The following is a 206-nucleotide window of genomic DNA, read 5'->3' on the forward strand; positions in this document are numbered from 1 at the left end:
ATTTCCCCGATCCGAACCGCTAAGTGGGCCATATTTAACGTGCCTGTAATCCCATAAAGGTAGGCGACGCCAACTAAAAAGAGTATGGAAGCAAATACGTTGATCGCTGCATACTTAAACGACTCTCGCAATTGGTAGCCTGTTCCTCCAATAACGATTAACGCATAGGATGACAACAGCATCACTTCAAAGAAAACAAACAAGTT

Annotated in this window: 1 protein-coding gene; it reads right to left on the reverse strand. The window is 43.2% G+C overall.

Annotated elements, in window-relative coordinates; genetic code table 11:
- Positions 1–206, reverse strand: a 206-nt coding sequence (locus CHH91_RS20000) for a proton-conducting transporter transmembrane domain-containing protein (protein WP_286160878.1), incomplete at both ends; no start/stop codon positions are given.

It is taken from the genome of Virgibacillus sp. 7505 (assembly GCF_002272135.1).
Lineage (GTDB): Bacteria > Bacillota > Bacilli > Bacillales > Amphibacillaceae > Terribacillus.